This window comes from Methylobacterium sp. Ger2507, from assembly GCF_055231875.1.
In genome coordinates this window covers 3842486-3865857 of the sequence record NZ_JBUYVC010000001.1, presented here as the reverse complement: position 1 = coordinate 3865857, position 23372 = coordinate 3842486, and the positions used below count along the sequence as shown (strand labels likewise).

General features: G+C 69.8%; 25 protein-coding genes. 17 read left to right on the top strand and 8 right to left on the bottom strand.

All coding sequences use genetic code 11. The annotated features are described in order from the left end of the window. Nucleotides 1–183 precede the first annotated feature (183 nt). From ACV7NL_RS17800 to fae, 5 genes are all read left to right on the top strand, one after another. Complete coding sequence (locus tag ACV7NL_RS17800; RefSeq protein ID WP_463356379.1) at nucleotides 184–1134, top strand: ATP-grasp domain-containing protein; 951 nt, start codon at nucleotides 184–186, stop codon at nucleotides 1132–1134. Beyond that, nucleotides 1131–2117, top strand: a complete 987-nt coding sequence (gene mch, locus ACV7NL_RS17795; protein WP_056482613.1) for a methenyltetrahydromethanopterin cyclohydrolase — start codon at nucleotides 1131–1133, stop codon at nucleotides 2115–2117. The genes ACV7NL_RS17800 and mch overlap by 4 nt, the downstream gene beginning before the upstream one ends. 187 nt (nucleotides 2118–2304) lie before the next feature. After that, a complete protein-coding gene (locus ACV7NL_RS17790; RefSeq protein ID WP_463356378.1) occupies nucleotides 2305–3216 on the top strand; it encodes an ATP-grasp domain-containing protein in 912 nt (303 codons plus the stop codon). Next, entirely contained in the window at nucleotides 3213–4115 is a 903-nt protein-coding gene (locus tag ACV7NL_RS17785) for a triphosphoribosyl-dephospho-CoA synthase (RefSeq protein WP_463356377.1), read from the top strand. The genes ACV7NL_RS17790 and ACV7NL_RS17785 overlap by 4 nt, the downstream gene beginning before the upstream one ends. Nucleotides 4116–4334: 219 nt before the next feature. Then, nucleotides 4335–4847: a formaldehyde-activating enzyme gene (fae, locus tag ACV7NL_RS17780; protein ID WP_056183739.1), complete on the top strand. Its 513-nt coding sequence runs from the start codon at nucleotides 4335–4337 to the stop codon at nucleotides 4845–4847. A gap of 136 nt (nucleotides 4848–4983) precedes the next feature. On the opposite strand, the gene ACV7NL_RS17775 is transcribed toward fae, so the two are convergent. Continuing rightward, on the bottom strand, nucleotides 4984–5679 hold the full coding sequence (locus ACV7NL_RS17775) for a HisA/HisF-related TIM barrel protein (RefSeq protein ID WP_247635639.1): 696 nt from the start codon (nucleotides 5677–5679) through the stop codon (nucleotides 4984–4986). A 62-nt stretch (nucleotides 5680–5741) separates the two neighbouring features. Here ACV7NL_RS17775 and ACV7NL_RS17770 point away from each other — a divergent pair, with 62 nt between their 5' ends. The 3 genes from ACV7NL_RS17770 (at nucleotide 5742) to ACV7NL_RS17760 (ending at nucleotide 7770) form a co-directional block, all read left to right on the top strand. Beyond that, complete coding sequence (locus ACV7NL_RS17770) at nucleotides 5742–6794, top strand: hydantoinase/oxoprolinase family protein (protein ID WP_463356376.1); 1053 nt, start codon at nucleotides 5742–5744, stop codon at nucleotides 6792–6794. Next, entirely contained in the window at nucleotides 6791–6991 is a 201-nt protein-coding gene (locus ACV7NL_RS17765; protein ID WP_056183735.1) for a hypothetical protein, read from the top strand. Before ACV7NL_RS17770 ends, ACV7NL_RS17765 begins: the two co-directional genes overlap by 4 nt. A gap of 233 nt (nucleotides 6992–7224) precedes the next feature. Further along, nucleotides 7225–7770: a hypothetical protein gene (locus ACV7NL_RS17760; protein WP_463356375.1), complete on the top strand. Its 546-nt coding sequence runs from the start codon at nucleotides 7225–7227 to the stop codon at nucleotides 7768–7770. A 172-nt stretch (nucleotides 7771–7942) separates the two neighbouring features. Here ACV7NL_RS17760 and ACV7NL_RS17755 read toward each other — a convergent pair whose 3' ends face one another. The 7 genes from ACV7NL_RS17755 to ACV7NL_RS17725 form a co-directional block, all read right to left on the bottom strand. Next, nucleotides 7943–8854, bottom strand: a complete 912-nt coding sequence (locus tag ACV7NL_RS17755; protein WP_244476898.1) for a YncE family protein — start codon at nucleotides 8852–8854, stop codon at nucleotides 7943–7945. Nucleotides 8855–8907: 53 nt separating this feature from the next. Beyond that, a complete protein-coding gene (locus tag ACV7NL_RS17750; RefSeq protein WP_056183731.1) occupies nucleotides 8908–9444 on the bottom strand; it encodes an SRPBCC family protein in 537 nt (178 codons plus the stop codon). 30 nt (nucleotides 9445–9474) lie between these two features. Continuing rightward, on the bottom strand, nucleotides 9475–10071 hold the full coding sequence (locus ACV7NL_RS17745; protein ID WP_463356374.1) for a DUF447 domain-containing protein: 597 nt from the start codon (nucleotides 10069–10071) through the stop codon (nucleotides 9475–9477). Nucleotides 10072–10075: 4 nt separating this feature from the next. Then, a complete protein-coding gene (locus ACV7NL_RS17740; protein WP_463356373.1) occupies nucleotides 10076–11710 on the bottom strand; it encodes a DUF6513 domain-containing protein in 1635 nt (544 codons plus the stop codon). Continuing rightward, nucleotides 11707–12297 carry an amino acid kinase family protein gene (locus ACV7NL_RS17735; protein WP_463356372.1) on the bottom strand — a complete coding sequence of 197 codons (591 nt, stop codon included), beginning with the start codon at nucleotides 12295–12297 and terminating at the stop codon, nucleotides 11707–11709. Before ACV7NL_RS17735 ends, ACV7NL_RS17740 begins: the two co-directional genes overlap by 4 nt. Next, entirely contained in the window at nucleotides 12297–13025 is a 729-nt protein-coding gene (locus tag ACV7NL_RS17730; protein ID WP_463356371.1) for a (5-formylfuran-3-yl)methyl phosphate synthase, read from the bottom strand. Before ACV7NL_RS17730 ends, ACV7NL_RS17735 begins: the two co-directional genes overlap by 1 nt. Nucleotides 13026–13365: 340 nt before the next feature. Beyond that, on the bottom strand, nucleotides 13366–13911 hold the full coding sequence (locus ACV7NL_RS17725) for a DUF3280 domain-containing protein (protein WP_082503839.1): 546 nt from the start codon (nucleotides 13909–13911) through the stop codon (nucleotides 13366–13368). Nucleotides 13912–14154: 243 nt separating this feature from the next. Between ACV7NL_RS17725 and ACV7NL_RS17720 the strand changes: the two genes are divergently transcribed. The 9 genes from ACV7NL_RS17720 (at nucleotide 14155) to ACV7NL_RS17680 (ending at nucleotide 23320) form a co-directional block, all read left to right on the top strand. Next, a complete protein-coding gene (locus tag ACV7NL_RS17720; protein ID WP_247637086.1) occupies nucleotides 14155–15402 on the top strand; it encodes an ABC transporter substrate-binding protein in 1248 nt (415 codons plus the stop codon). Between the two features lie 177 nt (nucleotides 15403–15579). Further along, on the top strand, nucleotides 15580–16596 hold the full coding sequence (locus tag ACV7NL_RS17715; protein WP_056183720.1) for a YVTN family beta-propeller repeat protein: 1017 nt from the start codon (nucleotides 15580–15582) through the stop codon (nucleotides 16594–16596). Between the two features lie 236 nt (nucleotides 16597–16832). After that, nucleotides 16833–17267: a cupredoxin domain-containing protein gene (locus ACV7NL_RS17710; protein ID WP_463356370.1), complete on the top strand. Its 435-nt coding sequence runs from the start codon at nucleotides 16833–16835 to the stop codon at nucleotides 17265–17267. Between the two features lie 12 nt (nucleotides 17268–17279). Beyond that, on the top strand, nucleotides 17280–17537 hold the full coding sequence (locus ACV7NL_RS17705; RefSeq protein ID WP_463356369.1) for a hypothetical protein: 258 nt from the start codon (nucleotides 17280–17282) through the stop codon (nucleotides 17535–17537). After that, the gene (locus ACV7NL_RS17700; RefSeq protein ID WP_056183714.1) at nucleotides 17534–18277 is read left to right on the top strand and encodes an ABC transporter ATP-binding protein; all 744 of its coding nucleotides are present in this window, start codon (nucleotides 17534–17536) and stop codon (nucleotides 18275–18277) included. The genes ACV7NL_RS17705 and ACV7NL_RS17700 overlap by 4 nt, the downstream gene beginning before the upstream one ends. Further along, the gene (locus ACV7NL_RS17695; RefSeq protein WP_056183712.1) at nucleotides 18274–19182 is read left to right on the top strand and encodes an ABC transporter permease; all 909 of its coding nucleotides are present in this window, start codon (nucleotides 18274–18276) and stop codon (nucleotides 19180–19182) included. The genes ACV7NL_RS17700 and ACV7NL_RS17695 overlap by 4 nt, the downstream gene beginning before the upstream one ends. Nucleotides 19183–19223: 41 nt before the next feature. Continuing rightward, on the top strand, nucleotides 19224–19847 hold the full coding sequence (locus ACV7NL_RS17690) for a hypothetical protein (RefSeq protein WP_463357160.1): 624 nt from the start codon (nucleotides 19224–19226) through the stop codon (nucleotides 19845–19847). A 262-nt stretch (nucleotides 19848–20109) separates the two neighbouring features. Then, a complete protein-coding gene (locus ACV7NL_RS17685) occupies nucleotides 20110–22551 on the top strand; it encodes a TonB-dependent receptor (protein ID WP_463356368.1) in 2442 nt (813 codons plus the stop codon). Between the two features lie 409 nt (nucleotides 22552–22960). After that, nucleotides 22961–23320 (top strand): hypothetical protein, encoded by a 360-nt coding sequence (locus tag ACV7NL_RS17680; protein WP_056183708.1) that lies wholly within the window; start codon nucleotides 22961–22963, stop codon nucleotides 23318–23320. The last annotated feature ends 52 nt before the right edge of the window (nucleotides 23321–23372 follow it).

Here is a 23372-nt window from a genome sequence, read left to right as displayed (position 1 = left end):
CGGACCCTCCTCATCGCGGCCCAGTCCGGCCGGGCCCTGGCCCAGGCGGCCCGGCGGGCGGGTCTGCGGCCCCTCGTCCTCGACCTGTTCGGCGATGCCGACACGCAGGCGCTCGCCGAGGGCTACCGCCAGGCCGAGGGCCGCTTCGGGGCCGGGCTCGCGGGTGATGCCCTCGTCGCCCGCTTGGACGAACTCGCGTCCCTCGGATCGGACAAGCCCCTCGGCATCGTGCTGGGCAGCGGCTTCGAGGCGGCGCCCGCGCTGATGCGGGCCATCGCGGGTCGCTACCTTCTCCTCGGCGCCGGCCCGGATTGCGTCGGTGCGCTGAAGGACCCGCTCGCCTTCGCGGCCCTGTGCCGGGCGCACGGCGTGCCGCACCCGGCCGTCACCCGCGACCCCGTTCCGGACCGGTCCGCCTGGCTCCTCAAGCGGGCCGGGGGCTCGGGCGGCACCCATATCCGCCGGGCGACCGCCGGTGCAGCGCCGCCCGGTGCCTATTTTCAGGCCCGGGTGCCGGGCCGCGCCATCGCAATCTCGGTCCTGGCGGCCGGCGGCGCCGTCCGGGTGGTGGGCGTCACCGAGCAATGGTGCGCCCCGTCTCCCGTGCATCCCTTCCGCTATGCCGGCGCCCTGGAGCGCGGCCGCCACGAACCACCGATCCTCGAGCCCCGCCTGCAGGCGGACATCGTCGCAGGCGTGACCCGCCTCGCGGCGGCGACCGGCCTCACGGGCCTCGCCAGCGCCGACTGCCTCGTCGACGGCGAGGCCTGGTGGCTGACCGAGATCAATCCGCGCCCGGGGGCGACCCTCGACGTGCTCGACCGGCGCGCGACACCCCTGCTCGGCCTGCATATCGCCGCGAGCCTCGGCCACCTCGGCGATCCCGAACCCGCACCGGTGGATGCGGCGGCGTCCGAAATCTGCTACGCGGCCAGCGGCTACGCGCCGATACCGCCGATCACCTGGCCGGATTTCGTGCGCGACCGCCCAAGACCCGGCACCACGGTGGCGCGCCACGCGCCCCTGTGCACCCTGTTCGCCACAGGGCCGGACTCGGCCGCCACGAGAGCGATGTTGCGAGGCCGGGCCGCCGAATTGCGGACCCAGCTCGCCCTGACGGAGGGACACCCATGACCACGAGCCCGAGCGGCGCGAAATTCCCGTTTCCGAGCGTCAACGCTCTGACCGCTCCCCTGGTGGAGCGGCTGGTCGCCGATGCCGAGGCCCTGCGCCTGTCCGTGACCACCGAGAACGGCGCCCGCATGGTCGATGCCGGCGCCACCGTGCGCGGCTCCATCGAGGCCGGCCGCCGCATCGCCGAGATCTGCCTCGGCGGCCTCGGTACTGTCTCGATCGCGCCGTCCGGCCCGATCGCGTCCTGGCCCTATTCGGTCATCGTGCACGCCGCCGATCCAGTCATCGCCTGCCTCGGCAGCCAGTATGCCGGCTGGTCGCTGGCCGACGAGACCGGGGATTCGGGCTTCTTCGCCCTCGGCTCCGGCCCCGGCCGCGCCGTCGCAGTGGTGGAGGACCTCTACGGCGAGCTCGGCTACAAGGATTCCGCGCAGCAGACCGCCCTGGTGCTGGAAGCCGCCGGCGGCCCGCCGGCCTCCGTCATCGCCAAGGTGGCCGAGGCCACCGGCCTGGCGCCTGAGCAGCTCACCTTCATCTACGCCCCGACCCAGAGCCTGGCCGGCTCGACACAGGTCGTCGCCCGCGTGCTCGAAGTCGCCCTGCACAAGGCCCACACGGTCGGCTTCGATCTGCACAAGATCGTGGACGGCATCGGCACCGCCCCGCTCTCGCCGCCGCACCCGGATTTCATCCAGGCCATGGGCCGCACCAACGACGCCATCATCTACGGCGGCCGGGTGCAGCTCTTCGTCGAAGCCGACGAGGCCGATGCCCAGCAGCTCGCCGAGCAGATCCCGTCGTCGAATTCCGCCGACCACGGCGCGCCCTTCGCCGACATCTTCTCCCGGGTCAACGGCGACTTCTACAAGATCGACGGCGCCCTCTTCAGCCCCGCCGAAGTCATCGTCACCTCGGTCACCACCGGCAAGAGTTTTCGCGGTGGCAAGCTGATGCCGGAGCTGGTCGAGGCGTCGTTCCGGTAAAGCGCCGATGCATGAACCCTCCCCCTTTGCGGGGGAGGGTGGTCGCGGAGCGACCGGGAGAGGGGCCACATCCTCTCCGAATCTGGCCCACCCCTCTCGCGGGATTCAGTCCCGGCCCGACCCGCCTGACGGGCCACCGTCTCCGGCGGTGGGGAGACGGGATCGACGTCGAGGTTTACGAAGAACAATGCGGATCGGGCTCGCGGCCGATAACGGCAACTGGCACAAGGCGCGCTTGAAGGCCGCCCTCGAACAGCTCGGCGCCGAGCCGGTGCTGTTCTCCCTGGCGGACGTCGCGGTGGTGACCGGGGGCCCCGAGCCCCTGCGGGTGCCGGGTTTCCAGACCCTGCCGGACGGCGTCCTCCTGCGCACCATCGCGGGCGGCACCTTCGAGGCGACCACCCTGCGCCTCGGCGTCCTGCACGCGCTGGCTGCCACCGGCACCACGCTGTGGAATTCCCCCGGCGCCATCGAGCGCTCGGTCGACAAGGCGATGACCAGCCTGCTGATCGACCGCGCCGGCCTGCCGACCCCCGAGACCTTCGTGGTCTCCCGGCGCGAGGCCGCCGCCGAGTTGGTGGCACGGGAGGCGGGGCCGGGCCGGCCCCTGGTGCTGAAGCCGCTGTTCGGCTCGCAGGGGGAGGGGCTCCAGCTCATCGAGCGTCCGGAGGACCTCCCGGACGAGGAGGCGGTGTCCCGGGTCTACTATCTCCAGCGCTACATCGCCCGTACCGACGGGCTGTGGCGCGACTACCGGGTCTTCGTCTGCGAGGGCCGCGCCATCGCGGGCATGATTCGCGAGGGCGACGGCTGGATCACCAACGTCCATCGCGGAGGCCGGCCGCTGCCCTGGGCGATGCCGGAGGCCGCGGCCGAACTGGCCGAGCGCGCGGCGGCGGCGGTCGGCGTCGACTACACCGGCATCGACCTCGTCGAGGATGGGGCGGGCGGCTACCTCGTGCTCGAGGTGAACTCGATGCCGGCCTGGTCGGGGCTGCAGCAGGTCACCGAGGTCGACATCGCGCTCGCCGTGGCGCGCGGCTTCCTCAACGCGGTGCGGGCGGCGCATCCGCCCCGCCTCGTCTCGGCCCTGGGATGAGCGGACTCGATCCGGGCACGATCGCGGAGGCCTATCGGGCGAGCTGCCGCGACGAACTTGACGCCCTGAAGCCCGGCAACGTCCACGCCTTCGCCGACGGCCACCGGATGGCGGTGGCGGATTTCGTGGCGAGCGCCGAGGTCTCGGCGCCGCACCTGACGGATGCCGGCGCCCCGGTCGGCCGGCGCGTGCTCCGGGCCGTCGAGGCGACGATGGAGCGCGTCGGCCAGAACACCAATCTGGGCATCTTGCTGCTGTGCGCGCCCCTGGCGAAGGCGGCGGAGACCGGTCGCCCGCTGCGCTTCGCGCTTCAGGCGGAACTCGACAGCTTCGACGAACAGGACGCCCGCGACGTCTTCGCGGCGATTCGCTGGGCCAACCCGGGCGGGCTCGGCCGGGCCGAGCGCCACGACGTCACCGATCCGGCGGTCCCCCTCTCGCTGCAGGCCGCCATGGCGGAAGCCGCGCCGCGGGACGCCATCGCGCGCGCCTACGTCACCGGGTTCGCCGATCTCTTCGCCATCGGCCTGCCGGCCCTGACGAGCGCCGCAGCGCGTGGTGTGGCGCCGCCCTGGAGCACGACGGCCGTGTTCCTGGCCTACCTGGCCCAGGTGCCCGACAGCCACGTGGCGCGCAAGCACGGCCCCGAGCGGGCGGAAGCCCTGCGGATCGAGGCCGAGGCTCTGCTGTCCCTCGACCTCGCGCAAGCGCCGGTGACGGCCCTGCTGGCGCAGGACACGGCCTGGAAGGCCGCGCGCCTCAACCCTGGCACCAGTGCGGACTTCACCGTGGCCACGCTGTTCCTGGCGCGTCTCCTCGGCGGGCTGGGCGAAGCGGACGTGACGGCCGCGTCCGGAAACGATGCCGAGAAAGCCCACACGGATCGCCGGTTTTCCTAACCTCATGCGAAGGTTCCGTCCGGACACGAATAAATTGCCGGCCTGCACCGTCCGCATAGGGTTGTTCCCGGCCAGACCCCAGAGTAGGGTCCGCGCCGCGATCCGGGCTAACCGGTCCGGTCCCTCGATGGACTGGACGCCGTGAACAAGGATAGCTGCCGGCCGCCCCCTGAGCTCGGGAGCGGCCACGTCTTTTCAAGACTTTGGGAGAAACCCCACATGGCGAAGATCAACAAGGTTATGGTCGGCGAAGCCCTCGTCGGCGATGGCAACGAAGTCGCCCACATCGATCTGATCATCGGACCGCGCGGTTCGCCGGCCGAGGCCGCTTTCTGCAACGGCCTCGTGAACAACAAGCACGGCTTCACCAGCCTGCTCGCGGTCATCGCGCCGAACCTGCCCTGCAAGCCCAACACCTTGATGTTCAACAAGGTCACCATCAACGACGCCCGTCAGGCCGTCCAGATGTTCGGCCCTGCTCAGCACGGCGTTGCCAAGGCCGTTCAGGATTGCGTGGCCGAGGGCACGATTCCCGCCGATGAGGCCGACGACCTGTTCATCCTGGTCGGCGTGTTCATTCACTGGGAAGCGGCCGACGACGCCAAGATCCAGAAGTACAACTACGACGCCGTGAAGCTCTCCATCGAGCGCGCCGTCAAGGGCGAGCCCACCGCTGCCGTCGTCACCGAGCAGCGCAACTCCGCTTCGCACCCCTTCGCGTCGAACGCTTAGATCGGGGGCAGTCCTGGGCAGAGCGCGCCTCCGCCCGCACCGCGGGGCCTGCTCCAGCGACTGGCTTCCATCTTCCTCGGACGATGAACATGAGACGGGGCGGCCTTCGGGCCGCCCCTCTTTTTTGTCCGGTGCCTCAGAGCCTTGTAGGCCCGCGCAGGGCGCCGTCGTGGATCGCCGAGGCGATCAGGGCTCCGGCGATGCCGTGCGCCTTCAAGGCGGCCACGTCGGCCCAGCCCCGCACCCCGCCCGCCGCGTAGAGACGCGTCGAAGGGTTCGAAGCCGCCAGGGCCGCGAGCCGGTCGAGGTCCGGTCCGGCCCCGATGCCGATCCGCCCCAGGGTCATCACGATCACGTCGCGCGGCCAATGCGCCGGCGCGTCGTGCAGGGCCGCCGGGCCGAGCCGCTCGCCGCCGCGCGTGTCGAGGGAGAACACCGCACGGTCACCGAGCGTCCGAACAAGATCCGCATCGGCCTGGCTCTCGCTGCCGATCACCGGCCGGCCGAGATGGGCCGCCAGGAAGGCCTCGACCCCGGCCGGTCGCGAAAATCCCGCATCGACCCACAGGGTTGTGCCCGGGCAGGCGGCCGCGATGGCGGAAAGGCTCGCGATGTCGGGCGCCGCCCCATCGACGATCGCGTCGAGGTCGGCCACGTAGAGGATGCGGGCCGGCACCGCCCCCAGCAGCCCGCGGGCGACGTCCGCCGGCGCCGACCCCTTTGCCAAGGGCGTCCTGATCGGGGCATAGGAGTCGCGGTCCCCGGCCCGTGCCCGCACCACCGCTCCGTGGCGCAGATCGATCACCGGAATGATCTCGAATTCGTCCGCCATCCGGCTTCCTCCGATGTTCAGGCCCGCCCGTGACACCACAGACTCCATCCCCTGACACGCCGGTGATCGGCTGGGATCTCGGCGGGGTCCATGTCAAGGCAGCTTTGGTTCGCAACGGCGGCGTCGAGACCGTGGTGCAGGCGCCCTGCCGGCTCTGGCGCGGGTTGCCGGCCCTCGACGAGACGTTCGCGCAATTGCCCAATTGGGCCCGGGCCGAGGCCCACCACGCCGTCACCATGACGGGGGAACTCACCGACTGCTTCGCCGACCGGCAGGACGGGGTGACGCAGCTCGCCGGCTGGGCCGGGCGGACCCTTCCGGGCGCGGTGCGGATCTACGGCGGCCGCGCCGGGCTGCTCGATCCGGATATGGCTCCGGCGCACGCCGCCGCCATCGCCTCGGCGAACTGGCACGCCACGGCGGCCCTGATCGGACACCACCTCGCCGACGCCCTCCTGGTCGATATCGGCTCCACCACCGCCGACCTGATCCCCATCGTGAGCGGCCAGCCGGCGGCGACCGGCTACAGCGATGCCGAGCGCCTGGAGACGGGCGAACTGGTCTATACGGGCGTGGTCCGCTCGCACCTCGTCGCTCTGTCCGACCACGCCCCGTTCCAGGGCCGCCGCACCCGGCTGATGGCCGAGACCTTCGCCACCACCGCCGACATCTACCGCATCCTCGGCGACCTGCCGGAGGGGGCCGACCAGCAGCACAGCGTCGACCTGAAGGGCAAGTCGCTCCCCGAGAGCGAGACCCGGCTGGCCCGCATCGTCGGCCGCGACCATCGCGAGGGCAGCGCCGCCGACTGGCGCGTCCTGGCGGCGCATTTCTCCGAGAGCCAGATGCGGCTCCTGCACGATGCGGCCGCCCTGCTGCTGTCGCGGCCCGACCTCCCGGCCGATGCGCCCCTGGTGGTCTGCGGCGCCGGCCGCTTCCTCGCCGAGCGCCTGGCCGCGCGCCTCGGCCGGCCAACGGTCGCCTTCACCGACCTGATCGCCGAAAACCTCGCCGAGGCCGGCGCCGACTGGGCCTCCACCTGCGGCCCCGCCGTGGCGGTGGCGCTGCTGGCCGCCCATCCATCCTGGAACCCCGGAGAGAGACCCCGCGCATGAGCACGACGCAGAAACTCGCCCGCATCCTGGCCGCCCGCTCAGGCAGCGGGATCGAGCTGGCGCTGGCCACCGAGTCCGGCCAGACCCTCAAGGTCCTGGCCACCTCCGAGCAGATCGACATGCTGGTGGACGAGTTGGAGGACATCCTGAACTCGCCGGAAGAGCCCGAGGCCCCGGAGCCACCGGCTGCGGCGTGAGGTGCGGGCGGTCGTAAGCGCTCGTGGTCAGAGCTTGACGCTCGGTCCCGTCCGTTTGCGACCCTTTGGAGATGCCCGGAACGTCCGCTTGCAGGCGACATGGTGCGGCGGCGTTCTGCGTCCGGGACGGGTGGATTTTTGCCAGCCCGCTTCCGAACAGCGGATGCATTGAAGCGGACTTAGCTGCGGGAACCGCTTACGAACCTTTGCAGCCCTTCTGCAATGATGATCAGATGTGGCGCAACCAGCGCGATCAACTCAGTCGGACGATGTCGCATCAAACCCCAACCAGCGTCGAATTCGGTCCGTGGCCTACAGATGTAGACATGGACGAGCTTTGGTTCGGAAAATTGAATTTCGACGTTGGCGCGCCACTGGTCACGCTCATCGAAGCAAGTACCAGCTACTCGCTACCGCTATCAAGCCCGGATCATAATCACAGATTAGAAGCAGATTTCGTTTCCATCGAAAGAGGATCTGTCTTCCGGTTCACATTCGAAGAGGTCATCGCATTTCGTGTCTTGGACGAAAACGGACTTCTGGAATTGTGGGACGCGTCGAGCGCAAGCCCGCGTCCAGCAAAAACTACTTTCCGAGCAAGAGGGCATGCCTGGACCAGAGAGAGCTTCCTAGTATTCATGGCACAAGGTTCCGAAACGCGATTTAGCTACTTCGTTGCAACAGAGGAGCACTGCCTTGAGGTTGTTTGTGACAAGGAGCCCAAATTGACGGATATGGGTCCGGCACGCGTTACGACTGCGAGACTGAATGACCGATGACCACCCCGATGCGAAGCCGGGCGGCTGACGAACGGCCGCTTTAGGGAGATACCTACAGCAGCCTCACCGGCTGGGTCGGGTCGGAGACCGAACGTCCGCTCCAGGGCGGAGGGCCAGGGTCCAGTGCCCAGCCGCTCCAACCCTTACGCGCGGCGCACCCAGCCTCCGACACTCACCGCAAAAAATCCCCGAACGCCCTCGGTCCGTCCGGGACCTTGATCTCACCCGTCACCTTCAGGGTGGTGGCGTCGATCACGCTGAGGGTGTTCGAGCCCCAGTTCGCCACCGTGAGGGTGCGGCCGTCGCGGGAGGCGGCGATGCCCTCGGGGTGGTCGCCGACCTCGATGGCGGCGACGTTGGTGAGCGTCTTCAGGTTGAACACCGTGACGGTGCCGGAATACTGGTCGGTGACGAAGCCGCGCGGGCCGGCCAATGCCACCACGTAGGGGCGCTCGCCGGTGGTCACCCGGCCGAGTTCGCGTCCGCCGGTCACGTCGATGACCGAGACATCGTTGGAGGTGACATTGGCGGTGTAGGCGCGGGCGCCGGCCGCATCGAGGGTGATGCCGAAGGGATGGCGCCCGACCGGGATCTTGCGGGTCTCCCGGGCCGTGGCAACGTCGACCACCGAGACCGAATCGCCCTCGCGGTTGGCGACCAGCAGCGTGGCGCCGTCGGGCGTCACGGCGATCCCGGACGGGGAGGCGCCGACCTGGATCTCGGTCTCCAGCGTGGCACCGTCGGGCGAGACCACGAAGATCCGGCTGCCATACCAGTCGGCCACGTAGACGGCGCCGGATTTCGGGTTGACCGCGATCCCCAGAGGACCGCCGGGCAGGGCGAGGGTGCGGGTCACCGTGCGGGTGGCGAGATCGACCACCGCCAGCCCCGGCCCCTCGGGGCGGGTGACGTAGGCGGTCCGGCGGTCCGGCGAGAGGGCGATGCCGGCGGGCGCGCCGTCGATCGGCACCTGCGCGGCCACCGTGCCGGCCTCGAGATCGACGATCGCCAGCACGTTCGCGCCCTGCGCGGTGACGAGGGCCTCGTCGGCTCGGGCGGGCGCACCGAGCCACAGGAGGCTCAAGAGGAGAGGGCCGGCAAGGCGCCGGCCCGTCCCCGTTCTCCAACGTGGAGCGATCAAGAACCGCTCTTCTCGAGCTTGGCCTTCAGGGCGTCGAGGCCCGTGCGGTAAAGGCCGCGCACCGCCTTCTGAGAGGCCTCGTCGTTCAGCTCGGGCGGCGGATCGTTGTTCATGTAGCCGCGGTAGAAGGCGCCGTCCCAGACGACCTTGGACTTGCCGCCGCCGGCATCCTCGACCTTCAGGGTGGACGAGTAGTCGTTCACCGGCAGGGTCTTCACATCGACCTTGTTGATCCGGTACGAGTAGCTCATCTTCTCGGCGGAGTACTTGTACAGCTCTTCGTCGACGGTGGCGCCGCCCTTGAGCGTCAGGGTCCGGGTGGCCTTGATCTCGTTGCCGCCCTTGCCCTCGGTCTTCTCGACCGGCGGCAGCCAGCTCATGTCCTGGAAGTTGCCGATCACGGCCCAGACCTTGTCGGGGGCCGCGTTGATCTCGACGGTCTCCTCGACCTTCTTGCGGGTCGGGCCGTGCGCCTGGGCGCCGAACGACACGACGGCGAAGGCCGCCGCACTCGCCAAAGTGAATAGCTTCATCGGGTCCTGGTCTCCTCGGGAACGCACATTCTAGGGTGCTGGGGGGGAACGCTCGAGGATGCGGTCGTCGCGGCCCAGGGCCGTGGCCACCTTGTCCTCGATCCAGTCCCAGGCCTCGCGCTCGGCGGGCCCGGCGGTCTTGGCGATCGCGATGGCATGGTAGCGCATCTCGGTCAGGATCTTGTCGGGCTCCAGCATGTGGAGGCGGGTGGAGAGGATCGCCGCCTCCAGCACCGCCGCCTGTGCCCGGTTATAGCCGAAGAACGGCATGTGCGCGGCCGAATGGACCATCCGTCCCCGGTAACGCGGCCGCACCGGGTCGTCCTCGATGGCCACCACCTCGAATTCCGCGTGGCCGAAGCTCTCGGCGAGGCGGCGGCCGTCGATCCGGTCGCAGGGCAGGGTGACCCAGTCGCGCCGGCCGGTCACGGCCCCGGCGATCACGCGTACGTCGCTCGGGCTGGAAGCGGCGAAGACCGGGTTGTCGGCGAGATTGAGGATGGTGGGGGAGGGCCGGAACGGGGCCAGGATCCAGTCCGCCCCGTCCTGGATCAGCCCGAACGGCACCAGATGCAGCGCGCCGTCGCGGGCGGTGGTGGTCACCACGGTCTCGAGGATCAGCGGCACGGGATCAGGCCTTTCCCGTCGCGGCGGGGGTCCGGTCGGGCACGAACGTGCCGCAGACGATGCGGCCGCCGCCCTCCGGGGGCGTCTCCGGCACCGCGTCGGCGGACGGCTCCTCGCCCGGTCCCGTGGTCTCCGGCGCAGTCGCGCCGGCCTCGACCGGAGTCGCGTCGCGGGCGACCGTCTCGGCGGCGGCGGGACCGGAATGCTTGGTGTGCCCGGCCTTCTTGAAGGCGGTGGTGTCCTCCACCTCGGCATCGGCGGCCGCGCCCCAGACCAGGGCCTCGTCCTGGACATAGCGCTTGCCGAGGCGCCAGGCGGTCTCGGCCTTGGTCAGCTCGCCGCCGAGATAGAAGGCGTGGGCACCGTCGCTGGCCACGTCGAGGCGGGGGAAGAACGCCATCGCGTCGGTGCCGATCGTGTGAACGTCGCGGTTGAACACGTGGATGCCGTCCTCGGCCACGGCGATGCGGTAGTTCGGGTCCTTCACCTCGGCCGCCTGGGCCGCGATCTCGTCCGGGGTCTGCACATAGGGCCGCTTGTCGTGCAGCGCCAGCAGGCTCCGTCCATAGCCCTTGGGCAGGGCCGAATCGGCATGGGCCGCGAACATCACCCGGCGGGCGGCGTCGTGCTCCTCCACCGTGCGGCGGGTGTGGTTCGAGACCTGGACGATGAGCACGTTGCGGATGGCGAGTTCCGAGCACATGCCCACCAGCAAGGCGGTGACGCCAAGGCTGTCGGCCTCGGTGAGTTCGGTGAGGTTGCCGGTGCCCATCATCATCTCGATGCCGGGCCAGCGCCTGCGGGTCTCGTGATAGCGGGTGATCGACTCGACGAAGCCGAAATGGATCGGCTCCAGGATCGGGTCGGCCATGTAGGGCCGCCCGGCCTTCTCCATCCGCTCGATGGCGCGGTCGAGGGAGGGCAGGTCGTCGGGCCGCACCGGCACCAGAACCGGCACGGCGTCGGTCTCGAAGGCGAGGTCGAGAGTGTTCTCGTTGAGGCTGAGCAGGTAGTCGGCCCCGGCCCGGGCGCCGCGCGTCAATTCGTCGAGGGAGAACGAATCGACGCTCACCCGCAGTCCGGCGCCCTTCAGCAGGCGCACGCACTCCTCGAGATGCGGGAAATCGGTGTCGGGCAGGCCGCCGAGGTCGATCACGTCGGCGCCGCGCCGGGCGAGGTCGAGGCCCTTGGCCAGGATCTGCTCGGGCGTCATCTTCGAGGCGTCGACGATCTCGGAGAAGATGCGCAGGTCGTGGCGGGAGAGATCGACCGTGCGCCCGGCCAGCCCGAGATAGGCCGGCAGGTCGACGATCTCGTCGGGGCCGCGCTCCACCGGCAGACCGAAATGCTGGGCCAGCGCCTCGGGATTCGCCCGGCAGCGCCCCGGCAGGACGATGCGGGTCGCGCCCTCCGGGATCGTCACCCGGCGCCGGATGATCTCCTCCGTCATCAGGGCGGCGACCTTCACGCCGGCATCGGCGATGCTCCAGGCGTAACGCTCCGGCGGCAGGGTGGCGGCGACCTTCTCCAGCCGCGCCTTGGCCATGCGGCCGGTGATGAAGACGAGGTGCTCGGGCGAGACGGGCTCGGACGAAGTCGGGTCGGGCGAGATCGGATCGGATGCCGTCGGGCTGCTCATGCGGCGGCCCTCCGCAGGTCCGTGCCGGGGCCGAGGATCTCGATGCGCCCGGCATAGCGTTCGGCGAAGATCGGGAAGGCCGCATCGACCAGTCCCATCCGGGCGAGGTCGGTCCAGCGGGTGCGCAAGGGGCGGTCGACCGACTTCACCAGCAGGCAGACCGGCGCCCCCACGGTGCCGGCGAGCCAGAGGGCGAGGCTGTCCGAGGTGACCTCCCAGGTTTCCGGAATATCGGGATGCCCGGCCTTGAGGGCGACGGGGTCCCAGACCGGCACCCGCCCGGCCGCGAGGGCGTCCGCGATGGAAGCGAGGTCGCGGGCGACGACGAGACGGGGCTCCACGTGCGAAACGATCTCGGCCATGTGGCCCATGGCGTCGAGGGCGAGGCGGTGGGCGAGGGCATCGGAGAAGCCCAGGGCGCTCTGCGTCGTCCGCACCGCATCGGCGAACGGACCGCCGCCGGGCACGAGGAGGCAGGGGCCGAGCTCGCCGTCGGCGAGGCGTGCGAGCTGCGCCCGCAGGCGGCGGGCATCGGCCACGAGGCTGCCGCCGATCTTCACCACGGTCGGGGCGGCGCCGAAGCCCATCAGGCGGCGTCCCGCCGCGACAGGGCGCGCAGAAGGCGCACGGCCTCGGTCACCCGGGCGGGATCGAGGCCGCGCCTGCGGTCGCTGGCCGCGCAGAGGCCGCCGCGGAACCCGAGATAGTCGGCCCCGAGGGGGGCCAGCGCGGCGATGTCGGTGAGCGCCAGGGAGCCGGCAAGTCCCGAGACCAGGCCGTGCGACCGGCAGGCCCCGGTAAAGGCCGCCAGGGCCGGAAGGGGCAGGTGGTCGGTGAGGCGGCGGCCGTCCTTGCCGGCCGTGTCGATCATGGCCCCGAGGAAACCGGCGCGGGCCAGGCGCGGCACCAGGTCGAGGGCGCCGCCCGCCTCGGCGAACAGCACCGCGATCAGGCGACCCGGCGCCGCGGCGGCGGCCTCGGCGAGATCGTCGTCCGCCCACCCGGAGCGCACCGCCACCTTGACGAAGCCGACACCGGTCGCCGCCATGGCGTCGATGCAGGGACGCAACGCCGGCCGGTCCGGCTCGCCCGCCACCGCGCTGGTCAGCGCACCGCCCTCGACCCGCGCCACGATGGCGCGGACGCGGTCGGGCGAGAGGGCGCCGAGCGCCCCGCGGTCGGGGTCCTTGGCATCGACGAGATCGGCCCCCGCGCGCGCCGCCAGGGCGGCCTCGTCCCCATCGCGCACGCTCACGAGGAGGCGCGGCGCGGACGCGGCGGGATCGGAGGGAGAACAAACGCGGGACGACGGCATCAGCGCGGGTTTCGGTTGCCTGGGGTCTTGGGCGGGGTCTTGAGCGGGGTCTTGGGCGGGGTCTTGGGCGGGGTCTTGGGCGGGGTCTCGGGAGAGACCAACGACGACGCCCGGGTCGGGAAGCGCCGCACCCATGACGGCGCGGCCGGGGCAGGTTGGGCCTCGAGCGGACGCTTCCGGCCTGTGCGGGGGCCTAGCGCATGGACCGGAAGAAGGGAAACCCCATTGAAGACAGGAGATCCCTTCGAAGACCCCCTCCAGGGAAATCCCTTCCAGGAAGATCCCTTCAAGATAAGGAGATCTCGTGAGCGGGATTCCCTGATGTCGAAACGCCGCCCGGTCACGACCGGTTCGGCAGCGGCTCGGCCAGGATGCGATTCTTCACCACCCAGCGCATGGCATGCGCCCAGGTGTCGTCGGTGTCGGCGCGGATCACCACGCGGCCGCCGCGGATGATCTTGCCGGTGCCGGCCTCCGCGACGGTGACGGTGAGGTTGAAGATCTGGTTGGAGCCCTTCTCGACGTAGCCGCTGACCGCGAGATCGGCCCCGAGGCTCTTGGCGATGGCGGCGGCGCAGCCGTCGCATTTGTAGAGCGGCGCCTGCTTGGCGATCTCGGCGGCCTGGGGCGCCACGTCGACAGCCTCGACGCTGTCCCCGAGGGCCTTGCGCAATTCGTCGGTGACGAGCCCGAGGCGCCGGACCTCGTCGGGCCGGGCCTTGCGGCCACCGACCACGCCGGGATCGAACAATTCCACCCCGAAGATGGCGGCCTTCTCGGGCGCCGCCTGCGCCGGAGCCGCGAGGGCAGCGACCGCCACCAGGGCGGCGAGGGGCCAGCCCAGCCAGGAGCGGACCGACGACCGGTCGTTGGAGAACAGAGCCATGGGCAGACCTCTCCGGGTGAAGCCGGACGCGACGGGCATCGGAGAACGCGCCGGCGCGTTCGGCGATCCCACGCCCGTCATCAGTTCTACGAGATCGGCCCGGAAACGGGCGGGCGGGTAATTGCCGCGCGAGGGCCGAGCTCGGTCCCGAAGTTCCCTGAAGGACGGGACGAGACTCCTTAGGAACCCCTTATCAATCCGCGATTGAGCGCAGGTCCGCAATGTTGTTAGCCTGCCCACCACATGCACAATCCTGCTCGCATCCTTCTCGCCCCGCTTGCCCTCGGCCTCAGCCTTTCCGGCCTTTCGGCCGCACGGGCTCAGGAACCAGTCGCCCGGGAACCTACGGCCGCGATCGCCCCCAGCGAGACCGCGATCGGGCTGATCTACCGGCCGGAGGCGGCGCCGTCCTCCTACGACGCCGAGGCCGTGCCGGAGGACGAGGGCGTCGCCGGCGCCCGGATGGCGGTGAAGGACAACAACAACACCGGCCGCTTCACCAAGCAGACCTACCGGCTGGACGAGGTCGCCCTGGAGCCCGGCACGGGCGGCGATGGCGGCCAGAAGGCGGCGGCGGCCGCCCGCGACCTCGCCGGGCGCGGCATCCGCTACCTCATTGTGGCGCTGCCGGCGGACGAGGTGCTCGCCGTCGCGGATGCGGTGAAGGGGCAGGGTGTCACGGTCTTCAACGTCGCGGCGCCCGACGACCGCCTGCGCGGGGCCGATTGCCGGCGCAACGTCTTTCACGTCATCCCGAGCCGGGCGATGCAGACCGATGCCCTGGCGCAGTTCTTCACCCTGATGCGCTGGCGCAAGATGTTCCTCATCGTCGGCCCGCAGGAGAACGACCGGCTCTATGCGGACGCCTTCAAGACGTCCGCGAAGAAATTCTCCCTCAAGATCAACGCCGAAAAACCCTGGACCTTCGGGCCGCTCGCCAAGGCGCGCGGCGATACGCCGACCCGCTCCGAGGCGATGGTGTTCACGCGGGGCGTCGATTACGACCTCGCCATCGTGGCCGACGAGGCCGGCGACTGGGGCGATTACGTCCCGTTCCGCACCGTCGACCCGCGCCCGGTGGCCGGCACCCAGGGCCTGATCGCCACCACCTGGCACCCGATGCTGGAGACCTGGGGGGCGGCCCAGGCCCAGAACCGGTTCCGGCGCCAGAGCGGCCGGCTGATGCGCCCCCTCGATTACCAGGCCTGGGAGGCGGTGCGCTCGGTCGGCGAGGCGGCGACCCAGAAGAAGACCGCCGATCCGGCGGTGCTGGCCCCGTACTTCGCCGAGCCGGGCTTCAGCCTTCCGGCCTACAAGGGCGTCTCCCTGACCTATCGCCCCTGGGACCACCAGCTGCGCCAGCCTCTCATCGTGGTGCAGCCGAAGGCCCTGGTCTCGGTGGCGCCCGAGCAGGGCTTCACCCACCAGCGCACGCCCCTCGACACCCTCGGCATCGACCTGCCGGAAACCACCTGCAAGTTCGCGGATTGAGCAAGTTCGCGGATTGAGCCCTCACGTTCGCGAGAGACCCGGACGGGCTCTCGCCCACCTGCGGCAACACGGTCCTGTGCCCGCTTGCAGTCCTGCGCTCCCCGTGAGACGGGGCTGCACTATAATAACGCCCCATCAATCGCGGACGACACAGCGATGGCCCCGAGGAGGAACCCCATGAGCCGCGGCTTCAGGGCAGGCGCGCCCGGTACGGTACTGGGCCTGGCATTGCTGGCCGGCACATCGTTGGCAGGCTTCGGGCTCGCAGGCGTATCGCCGGCGCAGGCCTACACGGTCTACGTCACCAACGAGAAGGGCAACTCGGTCAGCGTCATCGACACCGAGACGATGGCGGTGACCGGCACCTGGAAGGTCGGCCGGCGCCCGCGCGGCGTCACCACCAGCAAGGACGGCAAGGAATTGTTCGTCTGCGCCAGCGACGACGACCGCATCGACGTGCTCGACACCAGCTCGGGCAAGGTGGTGCGCTCGCTCCGCTCCGGTCCCGATCCGGAGCAGTTCATCCTCGGGCCTCAGGGCAACCTGCTCTACGTCGCCAACGAGGACGACAGCCAGGTCACCGTCATCGACGTCGAGAAGAACAAGGTCATGGCCGAGGTCCCCGTGGGCGTCGAGCCGGAGGGCATGGGCCTGTCGCCGGACGGCAAGGTCCTGGTGAACACCTCCGAGACCACCAACATGGCCCACTTCATCGACACCACGACCTTCCAGGTGATCGACAACATCCTGGTGGATGCCCGTCCGCGCTTTGCCGAGTTCACGGCGGACGGGAAGTATCTCTGGGTCTCGGCCGAGGTCGGCGGCACCATCAGCGTCATCGACGTCGCCGCCCGCCGGGTGATCAAGAAGATCACCTTCAAGATCCCGAGCGTGAACGACGAGGCGATCCAACCGGTCGGCATCCGCATCACCCGGGACGGCACCAAGGCCTTCGTGGCGCTCGGTCCGGCCAACCGCATCGCGGTGATCGACGCCAAGAGCTACGCGGTGGAGAAGTACCTGCCCGTGGGCCAGCGCGTCTGGCAGCTCGCCTTCACGCCGGACCAGAAGCTGCTGTTCTCCACCAACGGCTCCTCCAACGACATCTCGGTGGTGGACGTGGCGGCGGAGAAGGTGGTGAAGAGCATCCCCGTCGGCCTGCTGCCCTGGGGCGTCGCCGTCTCGCCGAACTGAGCAATCGGTTCGTCGACAAGAGCTGTAGGAGATCGACGGGTCCCTCTCCCCTGTGGGGAGAGATCAGAACCGGGGATGGCCGGGTGACCCGCAGCCGGGAAGCCTGGCAGCCCCCACCTCCGACTCCGCCCCACAAGGGGGTGGAGAGCACGGAGCGACCAACGAGACACGTCCGCCCCAAGGCGGCACCGCCCTCGGGCGGCACCGCCTCGAGGCGGCAAACGGGAGGACACCGAATGAAGCGGACGATGCGGATCACCGCGCTCGCCCTGGCGACGCTCCTCGGCGTGGGGTCAGCCCAAGCCCTCGATCTCACGAAGAAGCGCCAGAACCTGCCCGACCTCGTGCTCGGCAACGAGGAGGGCAACGACTTCGTCGTGGAGAACAAGGAGATCGAGCTTGAATCCGGCAAGGCCTATCGCCTGCGCATCGTCGCCAAAGGCCGGCAGGAGTACAAGTTCTACGCCACCGAGTTCTTCCGCAACATCTGGTTCAACCAGATCGTCATCCAGCACCTGGAGATCCACGGCAGCGGCCCGCCGGACCACCTGGAATTCGACGATCCGGGCGAGATCGCGATCGAATTCGTGGCGATCAAGCCGGGCGAGTATCCCTGGTCGGTGCATGGCCTCGAATCCAAGGGCATGACCGGCAAGTTCGTCGTCAAATAGGAGCCCCCGTCGATGCGCCTCGCCTCCCTCGCCCGCGCGTGCCTCGCCCTCGCCTCGGCGTCCCTGGTCACGGCCGCCCTGGCGGACGACAAGGCCGCCTGCCTCGACGGCATCGCGATGATCAAGGCCGAACTCGCCAAGCCCGCCCCGGAGGCCGTCCAGCCCAGGCTGAAGAAGGCCCTGCGGGTGGCCGAGCGCGAGTTGGGGGAGGGCGAGTTCGACGAGTGCCTGGACGCGGTCGGCGACGCCCGGCGGGCCTTGAAGCCGTGAGCGCCGGTCCCGCCCTCGACGTCGCCCATGTCAGCCACCGTTTCGGCACCCGGGCGGCCCTGTCCGACGTGTCGCTCAGCGTGGCGCGCGGACATTTCACCGCCCTGCTCGGGCCGAACGGGGCGGGCAAGACCACCCTGTTCTCGGTGATCACCCGGCTCTACGCCAACCAGGACGGCCGGGTCTCGATCCTCGGCCATGCCCTCGACCGGGAGCCGAGCCGGGCGCTGGCCCGCCTCGGCGTGGTGTTCCAGGCCCGCACCCTCGACACCGACCTCACCGTCGCGCAGAACCTGCTCTACCACGCCAGCCTGCACGGCATCACCCGCAAGGCCGCCCAGGCCCGGATCGCGGTGCTGCTCGCCCGGGTCGGGCTGAGCGACCGGCGCGACGACAAGGTCCGCACTCTGTCGGGCGGCCAGTCCCGCCGCATCGAGATCGCCCGCTCCCTGGTGCACGAGCCCCGGCTGCTGCTCCTCGACGAGCCGACCGTCGGCCTCGACCTCGAATCGCGCGCCGATATCGTCGCCATCGTGCGCGCCCTGGTGCGCGAGGAGGGATTGTCGGTGCTCTGGGCCACCCACATCTTCGAAGAGATCGACGCGGGCGACGACGCGGTGGTGCTGCACAAGGGCCGCATCGTGGCGCGCGGCACCGCCGGCTCGATCGCCCGGGGTGACGAGACCCTGGAGGCCGCCTTCCGCCGCCTCGTCGCCGAACCCGCCCGGCAGGCCGCATGAGTACGATCAAGAGCACGCTCAAGAGCACGCCCCCGCACCCGCCCGTGTCGGCCGCGGCCGAGGCGCCCGTGCCCCATCTCGGGCGCCTCGACACAATCGGCTACCTGATCTGCCTCGGCGGCATCGTGCGCCGCGAGCTGCTGCGCTTCTTCAATCAGAAGGAGCGCTTCTTCTCCGCCCTCGTCCGTCCGCTGGTCTGGCTGTTCATCTTCGCCGCGGGCTTCCGCAACACGCTCGGCGTCTCCATCGAGCCGCCCTACCAGACCTATGTGCTGTACGAGGTCTATGTGGTGCCGGGCCTCGCCGTGATGATCCAGCTCTTCAACGGCATGCAATCCTCGCTCTCGATGGTCTACGACCGCGAGGTCGGCTCGATGAAGGTGCTGCTGACCAGCCCCTATCCGCGCTGGCTGCTGCTGCTGGCCAAGCTGATCGCCGGGGTCACCGTCTCGGTGGTGCAGGCCTACGCCTTCCTGGCCATCGCGTGGTTCTGGGAACTGGACATCCCGGCCCTCGGCTACGTGGCGGCGCTGCCGGCCTTCATCGCCTCGGGGCTGATGCTCGGCGCCATCGGCCTGCTGCTGTCCTCGATGGTCAAGCAACTCGAGAACTTCGCCAGCGTGATGAACTTCGTGATCTTCCCGATGTTCTTCGCCTCCTCGGCGCTCTACCCGCTCTGGCGCATCCGCGAATCCTCCGAGACGCTGTACTGGATCTGCCAGCTCAATCCCTTCTCCCACGCGGTGCAGCTCGTGCGCTTCGCCCTCTACGGGCAGTTCGAGCCGGTCGCCTGCGCGGTGGTCGTGGGCACCACCCTCGTGTTCTTCACCCTCGCCGCCGTCGCCTACGATCCCGGCCGTGGCATCATGGCCCGGCGCGGCGGCCCGGCCGGAGACAATTCCTGATGAGCCTTCACATCACTTCCCTGCGCATGACATCCCTGCGCATGACATCCCTCCGAGCCCTCGCGGGCCTCGCCGTCCTCACCCTCGGGGTCGGCTCCGCCGTCGCGCAGCCCAAGTCCGATCCCGATTGGCCCTGCGTCCAGCGCAAGGTCTCGACCCTCAGCCCCGGCTCGGTCTGGACCGGGCCGGACCTGGAGGCCGCGGGCCCCTGGGGCGACGATTTCGAGGCTGCGGCGCTCGCCCAGAAGATCGCTTCCCGCCGCACCCCCCTCAACGAGGTCGACCCGCTCCTCGACGACTTCGTCGCCAAGGCCGGCGCCGAGAAGGACAAGCGCCTGACCCGCGTCTTCGCCGGCGTGTTCGAGGTCATCAACGGCGAGCGCAACAAGGTGATCTCGGGCATCGGCCGCTACGCCCAGGGTCAGCGCCGCATGGCCGAGCGCATCCGCGACGAGGCCGACCAGATCAGCGCCACCAAGGACGGCCCGAGCGCCCAGGATGCTCGCGACATCCCCAAGGATGCGTCGGAGCTGGAGACCAAGTTCACCTGGGACCGACGCATCTTCCAGGAGCGCAGCCAGTCGCTGACCTATGTCTGCGAGGTTCCGACCCTGCTGGAGCAGCGTCTGGGCGAGATCGCCCGCCGGATTCAGGCGCGCCTCTGAGACGATCGCAGAGCGGGATCGGCGGAGCGCGGATCGGGTTGCCACTTTATCCCGATCGGCTTGCTGAAACGTCCCTAAGGCCTTGAAATCAGACCGAAAAATGTGTCCGCGATGACACGCCGAACGGCCAAGCAAGGTTTGGCACGGTAAATCCACGCAAACGGCCCGCCGCGCGATTGTTCTTCGTCACCGATCCTCTCAAAAGTGTGACCGAAGCCCCGGACAAGGGGCAGGGACACGAAGACGACCGAGGGGCTTGGGGATGAAGAAGCGGACCTTGCGCGGCAGCTTGTTGCTGTCGGTGGCACTGATTCCGGGCGCGGTTTACGCCCAGGGCGCGGTGCCGGCGGGTGGACAGCAGGCGGTCACGCTGTCGGAACTCGACGTGGTCGCGACCACGCCGGTCAGCGCCACCGGCGGTGGCGGCGGCCAGTCGCTCTACAAGATCCCCAACACGGTCGAGACCGTGACGGCGGCCGAGTTCGCCCAGGACCGGGCAACCCTCGACCCGACCTTCACCCTGGCCCGCAAGACGCCGGGCGTGAACCTGTCGGACGGACAGGGCAACGGCTTCCGCCAGACCCTGACCTATCGCGGCTTCGACGCCTCGCCGCTGCAGGGCGCGCCGCAGGGCCTCGCCGTCTATCAGAACGGCGTCCGCATCAACGAAGCCTTCGGCGACGTGGTGAACTGGGACCTGATCCCCTCGGTGGCGATCAACCGGATCGACATCGTCACCGGCAACCCGGTCTTCGGCCTCAACGCGCTCGGCGGCGCGGTCAACATCGAGATGAAGAACGGCTACACCTGGCAGGGCAAGGAGATCACCGTCAGCGGCGGCTCCGACGGGCGCATCAGCGGCTCCCTGCAATACGGCGAGGTCATCGGCCCCTGGAGCTTCTACTTCGCCGGCGAGGGCCTGCGCGACGGCGGCTGGCGCTTCCGGTCGCCCTCGGAAATCGGCCGCGTCTACGCCGATCTCGGACACAAGACCCTCGATTCCGAGTTCCACATCATCGCCTCGGGCGCCAAGACCTTCTTCGGCGCCGCCGCCGCCACGCCGGTGGACTTCACCCACGTCAACGAGCGGGCGATCTTCACCTCGCCGCAGACCATCTCCACCGAGCAGGGCCAGATCCAGGTCACCGGCAAGGTCGCGGTCTCGCCGACCTGGGACCTCCAGGGCAACGCCTACGTGCGCCGCCTGAGCCAGTTCGTGATCGACGGCAACGACGGTAATTTCGAGCAGTGCAGCACCCGCTCCAGCAACCGCGGCTTCCTGTGCTTCGAGGATGACGGCTTCGAGCGCGGCGCCCTGAGCGACCGGGCCTTCCGCGATCAATTCACCATCGTCGGCCGCCAGGGCCAGCGCATCCCGTTCACCACGGGCGTCCCCTACGGCACCCTCGACACCATCCGCACCGAGGCGGTGGGCTACGGCGGAACCCTGCAGGCCACCAACCGCGACCAGGTCTTCGGCCACAACAACACCTTCGTGGTCGGCGGCAGCATCGATGCGGCCAACTATTCCTACAAGTCCTCGAGCACGCTCGGCGTGATCAACCCGGATCTCAGCGTCACCACCGATCCGCTGAACCCGAATTACGGCACCATCCCGGGCCTCGGCACCGAGGCGATCCGCACGGCGGCGGCGCTGGGCATCGCGCCCAGCAACGTCACCGGCTCGAACCTCTACATGGGCCTCTACGCCCTCGACACCTTCGACGTCACCGACGCCCTGTCGCTCACCGCCGGCGCCCGCCTGAACTTCGCCCGCATCTCGACCCAGGACCAGACCGGCTTCTCGCCGGACGTGACGGGCACCCACTACTTCACCAAGGTGAACCCGGTGGTGGGCGCGACCTATCGCTTCTTCCCCTGGCTCAACCTCTACGGCGGCTACTCCGAGTCGAACCGCGCCCCGACGCCGCTCGAACTCGCCTGCGCCAATCCCGACCGTCCCTGCCTGCTGCCGAACTCGCTGGTGGCCGATCCGCCGCTCAAGCAGGTCACCGGCCAGACCTACGAGGTGGGCTTCCGCGGCACCGTGCCGAACTTCTACGAAAACGGCCTGTTCAACTACAAGATCGGCGCCTTCCGCACCGACCTGCGCAACGACATCCTGCAGGTCGCGGTGCCGGGCAACGCCGCGCGCGGCTACTTCGTCAACGTGCCGGCCACCCAGCGCCAGGGCATCGAGGTCTCGGGCGAGTATGTCGGCGAGCGCCTCAGCCTCTATGGCAACTACGCGCTCATCGACGCGACCTTCCAGTTCGACGGTGAGCTGTCCTCGCCGAACAACCCGCTGGCCGATGACGGCCTGATCAACGTGCGCCGCGGCAACAACGTGCCGCTGATCCCGAACCACCAGTTCAAGGCCGGGTTCAACTACCTGATCACGCCGATCTGGACCTTCGGCATGAACCTCTCGGCCTTCTCCTCGTCCTACTTCCGGGGCGACGAGTCGAACATCAACCGCAAGCTGCCGCCCTACTTCACCGCCAACCTGAACACGAGCATTCAGGTCACCCAGAACGTGCAGGTCTTCGCGCTGGTCACCAACCTGTTCAACAACCGCTACGCCAACTTCGGCACCTTCGCCGAGACGGGCTCGGTCGCGGGCAACTTCGTGATCAACGATCCCCGCACCACCACCCTGGTGCAGCCCCTCTCGGCCTATGGCGGCGTCCGCGTCACCTGGTAAACCCGCGCGACGCGGCGCCGACCCCGGGTCGGCGCCGCCGCCATACCAGCGGCCGTACCAGCGGCCATGAACCAAGCAACGGCGCGGATCCCGAGATCCGCGCCGTTCGTCGTTGGAGACCCGAGCGATGCGGCGCAATGAGGCGCGATGATCCCCACGGCAGGGTGATCCTGCCGACGACGCCCGCCGCCGTTGCGGCCGACGGATCGGCCTTCGGTCCGGATCGCGACGGCCCGCTCGGGAAGGCGGAGCACCGCACCGGTGTGGCGGCGCGCTTCAAAGCCGCAGGCCCGGAGGCCGCAGGGACCCTCGATACAAAGGAACTCTCGTCGCCCGCCGGCGCTTCCTTGGCGACCCTGACGAAGTCGGCCGCCCATCGGGGGCGGCCGCCCCTCTGGAGAGCCCATTCATGCGAATCACCCTCGCCCTTCCGGCGGCCCTCATCCTCCTCGGCACCGCCGGTCCGGTCCTCGCCTCCTCCTGCTCCGAGCAGATCGCCACCATCGAGCGCCGCCTCGACAGTGCCGGCGCCGAGCAGGTGACGGGCAAGGAGCCGCCCGGCGGCCCGACCTCCTCGCACTCGGACAAGGCCCTCGACCACGCGCCCAAGGGCAAGCCGACCGACCCGTCCACCACCGCCAGCGCCGGCGGCGTCGCCGAGGCCCGCGACCTGATCAAGAAGGCCCGCGCCCAGGACAAGGCCGGCGACATGAAGGGCTGCGAGGACACCATGACCGAGGCCAAGAAGAAGGCCGGCGCGCTGCCGTAGGGCACCCGACACCCGAGGCGTCCGGTCAGGCTGAGCCGAGCCGGACGCCCGA